Annotated in this window: 5 protein-coding genes; all 5 read right to left on the bottom strand. The window is 40.7% G+C overall.

Going from position 1 to position 4,881, the window contains the following annotated elements; all coding sequences use genetic code 11:
* On the bottom strand, positions 1-854 hold an 854-nt coding region (locus tag AAF462_10120), incomplete at its 3' end, for a citramalate synthase (GenBank protein ID MEM7009476.1).
* Positions 851-2,086 carry an aspartate kinase gene (locus AAF462_10115; GenBank protein MEM7009475.1) on the bottom strand — a complete coding sequence of 412 codons (1,236 nt, stop codon included), beginning with the start codon at positions 2,084-2,086 and terminating at the stop codon, positions 851-853. The genes AAF462_10115 and AAF462_10120, both read right to left, overlap by 4 nt.
* Positions 2,029-2,538 (bottom strand): tRNA (adenosine(37)-N6)-threonylcarbamoyltransferase complex ATPase subunit type 1 TsaE, encoded by a 510-nt coding sequence (tsaE, locus tag AAF462_10110; GenBank protein MEM7009474.1) that lies wholly within the window; start codon positions 2,536-2,538, stop codon positions 2,029-2,031. The genes AAF462_10115 and tsaE overlap by 58 nt, the downstream gene beginning before the upstream one ends.
* A 27-nt stretch (positions 2,539-2,565) precedes the next feature.
* On the bottom strand, positions 2,566-4,119 hold the full coding sequence (locus AAF462_10105; GenBank protein ID MEM7009473.1) for an NAD(P)H-hydrate dehydratase: 1,554 nt from the start codon (positions 4,117-4,119) through the stop codon (positions 2,566-2,568).
* Between the two features lie 55 nt (positions 4,120-4,174).
* Positions 4,175-4,881, bottom strand: a 707-nt coding sequence (locus AAF462_10100; GenBank protein ID MEM7009472.1) for an alkaline phosphatase family protein, incomplete at its 5' end; no start/stop codon positions are given.

Here is a 4,881-nt window from a genome sequence, read left to right as displayed (position 1 = left end):
GGCAGGTTAGTTAGCTCATGAACAAAATGAGATACATCGTACAAATTCTTTAACTCATTGTCTTCGAGGCAATCTATATCCAATTTGAGTTTTAAGTTAGGTATTATTGAGCATAGGTTTGCGTTACCGCATCTCTCACCATACCCGTTCATAGTTCCCTGTATCTGCCCAACGCCGCCTCTTACGGCATAGAGCGTGTTCGCTACGCCAAGCTCCCCGTCGTTGTGAGTGTGAATTCCTAGGCTGGGATTATCTAGCCGTGAGTTTACTTCGCTGACAATAGATTCTATTTCCCAGGGCATAGTGCCACCGTTTGTGTCGCAAAGCACTATAACGTCGGCTCCTGCTTCTTGAGCAGCTTTAATGGCCTGAATCGTATACTCAGGGTTGTGTTTAAAACCATCAAAGAAGTGCTCTGCATCAAAGAAAACCTCATCTACATGTTTTTTTAGATATGTAACGGAATCATTAATTACTTCTAGATTTGCATCAAGAGAGATTTTTAGTGCCTCTGTTACATGGAAATCCCAGCTCTTCCCTACAATTGTTACAGCTGGAGTTTCTGCTTGAAGCAGAGCTTGAATACTTGAGTCTTCCTCGCAGCTGACTTTGGCGCGTCTAGTGCTTCCGAATGCTGCAATTTTAGCTTTTCTTAGCCTAAGTCTTTTGGCCTCTTCAAAAAAGCCCTCATCTCTTTCGTTTGAACCGGGCCAGCCGCCTTCAATATAATGCACTCCAAGTTCGTCTAACTTCTGAGCAATGCGGATCTTATCATGGATAGAGAATGAAATGCTCTCTCCCTGTGTCCCATCTCTTAGAGTTACATCATATATTTTTACTGCGCTATCACTCATTTCTCTTCTCCCAATTCAAATGCATCATGGAGCGTCCTTACTGCAAGCTCCGTGTATTTCTCTTCAATTACACAAGAAATCTTAATTTCTGATGTACTTATCATCATAATATTGATTCCTTCTTTTGCAAGGGCTGTAAACATAGTTGTTGCAACACCTGAGTGTGTTTTCATCCCTACTCCAACCAATGAGACTTTGGTAATTTTGTCATCTGATACCACACTCTCTGCCCCAAGCTTTTTTGCTAAATCTTCAGTTATTATAATCGATTTTTTAAAGTCTGTCCTTGGAACTGTAAAGGTCATGTCTGTATGTCCTTTTATACTTATGTTTTGAACGATCATATCCACAACGATGCCGCTATCTGCTAGAGGGGTAAATATGTTTGCAGCGACCCCTGGGCTGTCGGGCACTCCCGTAATAGTGATCTTTGCCTGGTTTTTATCAAATGATATTCCGGAAATTAAAATATTTTCCATATTAGACATTTCTTCAGTCTCCTCTACTACCCAAGTTCCTTGTATCTCTGGTTTTGATGTAGGTCTTACATGAAGCGGCACCCCGAATTTCTTGGCAAACTCAACAGCTCTTGCCTGAAGCACTTTAGATCCAAGAGAGGCCATCTCAAGCATCTCTTCATAAGAGATCTTATCTAGTTTCCTAGCGCTTGGAACCATCCCTGGGTCTGTGGTAAATATGCCGTCTACATCATCCTTATATAATTCGCATGAATCTGCTTCTAATGCAGCAGCTAAAGCTACAGCTGAGAGATCAGAGCCGCCTCTTCCTAAAGTGGTTACGTTTCCATTATCATCCACTCCTTGAAATCCGGCCACTACAACTATATGCCCTTCTGACAAGGCCTCTTTTATACGCTCTGCGTCAATTCTTACAATTTTTGCCTTGGAATGAGCATCGTCGGTAATAATACGTACTTGATGTCCTTGAAATGATAGAGCATTGTGACCAAGGGATTTAATTGTCATAGACAAAAGGCCCGAAGATACTTGCTCGCCGCTTGAGGTAATCACGTCCAGCTCTCTTTCATCTGGTGGGTCCATAACTTCAAGGCAAAGCTTTACTAGCCTGTCTGTTTCCCCAGCCATAGCAGAGACGACTACAAGAACGTCATTGCCTTTTTCCATTGTATTTACGACGTGCTGTGCGACCAACCTTATTTTTTCAAGGTTGGAAACACTTGTGCCGCCATATTTTTGAACGATGAGAGCCATTTATCTATACCTTCAATTTTTATTACTCTGTTTGTCAAAGAATCATCATTATCTGATTCTGGAATTGTTATCTCTATACTTATTGTGTGTTCTGGGAAGATGCCTTGAACCCGGTCAGCCCATTCAACTGCTGCAACTCCCTCACCAAAAAAATGTTCTTCATAACCTATGCCGGCAAGCTCATCTTCATCACTTAATCTATATAGATCGTAATGATAAAGAGGCATTTTGCCCTCATAAGAGTTCATAATCACAAATGTCGGGCTATTTGGTTCCTCAGCAACTCCGAGACCACTCGCAAGTCCCTTTACAAGCACTGTTTTCCCAGCGCCCAGATCGCCCACAAGGGCTATAATACTACCGGGGATTAAAGATTTTCCAATAATCTCACCTAGTTTTAATGTTTCATCACTGCTGTTTAGATATATTTCTATGCTATCTCTTTGTTCCATATTATTCTCTCTAGGGTTGAATTAAAACTAGCGAATTCGGGTTATTACTGTATCATCCATGCTGTTAATTTCTCTAAGAGCTTGAGGAAGCTTATTTGCGACATCTGTTGCTATAATACCCGTTTCTCCGTTTTCATCAGCCACAATATCTCCTGAGAGACCATGGGCAAATACTCCTAACTTACAGGCATCTGAAGGAGCTAGTCTTTGTGCTAAAAGCCCTCCTATTATACCTGTGAGCACATCTCCCATTCCGCCATTTGCCATTCCAGCGTTGCCAGTAGTGTTGATAAAGATTTCACCACTTGGAGTTGATATTATTGAGCGGGCGCCCTTAAGTACTAAATAGCAATTATATTGTGAAGAAAATTTTAGGGCAACTCCAATTCTGTCTGCTTGCACTTCCTCAGTTGAAATGTTAGCTAATCTCGACATCTCTCCAGGATGAGGTGTAAGTACAACGGGAGCTTTTGCTTCCTTTAGTATATTGGGGTTATCTGCGACAAGCGTAATTCCATCTGCATCGATAAGGATAGGAATTTTAGTTTTTCTTATTATCTCATATAAAAATTCTCTAGTTTCATTTGTAGTAGAGATTCCAGGACCAATTGCAACAGCAGTTTTTCTTTCTTTGATTATCTCAAGAGCTCTATCGATCGAGATTTCACCAAGTGTTTCAAGTGCAGTTTCTGGAAGCGGCTCTGTCATAGCCTCGGTTGTTTTCTGTTCCATGATTAGGTTTAAGCTCTTTGGAACTCCAATAGTTACTAACCCTGTTCCGACTCGTTGGGCTCCTAGTGCGCTAAGAGCTGCCGCTCCTGATTTTCCGGGCGAACCTGCTAGGATAAACAGATGGCCGTATGTTCCTTTGTGCGTATCTTCGTAACGAGGCTCCAATATATCTCTTATTGATTCACTGATTAAAAGCTCATATGGTATCTCGTCTTCAAGAAATTTTGGAGTTGTTATATCAGCTACATATATTTCTCCTGCATATTCAACTCCGGGATATATAGACATACCGAGCTTCGGCAGAACAAAAGTCACAGTAATGTCTGCTAAAACGCTAGTTCCCAGAGGCTGGCCAGTATTTGCATCTAGTCCTGAGGGCAGATCCACACTCACAGTTGAAACTCCTTGAGAGTTTATAAAGTCGATTGCCTTTTTATAGAAGCCTTCTACTTCGCGGTCTAAACCAGTGCCAAAAATAGCATCTACTATAACGTCAGCTTGCTTGTATTTTCTAAGACTGTTTTTTAATTCAACTATATTTCCGCCGCTATTTTTAAGTGCTTTATAGTTAGTAAGGGCATCACCTTTATATTTTTTAGGATCCGAAAGTAAGTAAGTGTCTACGTCGAGCCCTTCAGAAATAAGGTGTCTAGCTATAACAAAACCATCTCCCCCGTTATTGCCGCCTCCAGCGAATATAGCAATACGGTCTGCGTAGGCAAAGTTATCCAATATCACATCAGCTGTTGCTCTGCCCGCATTTTCCATCAGCACTAATCCGGGGACGCCGTATTTGCTGATAGTGAGTCTGTCTATTTCTCTAACTATCTCTCTGGTTGCGATCTTCATAACTGCTTAAAAAATAACAAATTTCTGACAGATTGTATAGAACTAGCGGGAATAATTAGTTCATAAATATTTCTTCGACTACACTACCGTCAATATCTTTTGGTATAGGAAGTTCTAGTGCTTTAAGCACTGTGGGAGCAGTATCATAAATATAAACATTATCTTTTATTATATAATTTTCTTTAATTCCTTTCCCAACTGCTAGCCAAGGGATAGTTGTCACTAGCGGGTCATCCCCCTTATGATTCTTGCCTTTGCCGCCGTGATCTGAAGTAATAATAATAAGAGTATTATCATATAGATCTTTGGATTTAAGGGTACCTATAATTTTTCCAATTTCAGTGTCTACTCTTTTGACGGCATCAAGATATGTGGGTGACATCCAACCCTTTTTATGCCCTGGTATATCAGGTTCTGGGAAATGGACAAGTATGATGCCGATATTGTCATCTATGTACTTTATAAAGCTCTCGGTGATTGTCTCAACGCTATCAGGGCTATATTCAATAACCTCTAATTTATCAATGCTGTCGGGTACTGCAATAAAATTAAGTTTGTCCTTACCCACAAACATAGAGGTATTAATGCCATGTTTATTTGCTACAGTGAAAATAGTTTCGTGCTTTGTATAACCTATCTGAGGTATCCATGTATTTATATACGTGCCATGGTTTTCTGGCTTAAGCCCTGTGACTAAAGACATATGAGAAGGGAGTGTATATGGAGGGTCTACAGTTTTAGCGGATGCACTATATGAACCTG

It is taken from the genome of Thermodesulfobacteriota bacterium (genome assembly GCA_039028315.1).
In the GTDB taxonomy this organism is placed as follows: Bacteria; Desulfobacterota_D; UBA1144; order Nemesobacterales; family UBA2774; genus CR02bin9.
This window is presented reverse-complemented; position numbering and strand designations above follow the sequence as displayed.

Excerpts from the sequence above, each read along its gene's own strand:
- AAF462_10115 (MEM7009475.1), bottom strand. The coding sequence starts at position 2,086 with ATGGCTCTCATCGTTCAAAAATATGGCGGCACAAGTGTTTCCAACCTT.
- tsaE (MEM7009474.1), bottom strand. The coding sequence starts at position 2,538 with ATGGAACAAAGAGATAGCATAGAAATATATCTAAACAGCAGTGATGAA.
- AAF462_10105 (MEM7009473.1), bottom strand. The coding sequence starts at position 4,119 with ATGAAGATCGCAACCAGAGAGATAGTTAGAGAAATAGACAGACTCACT.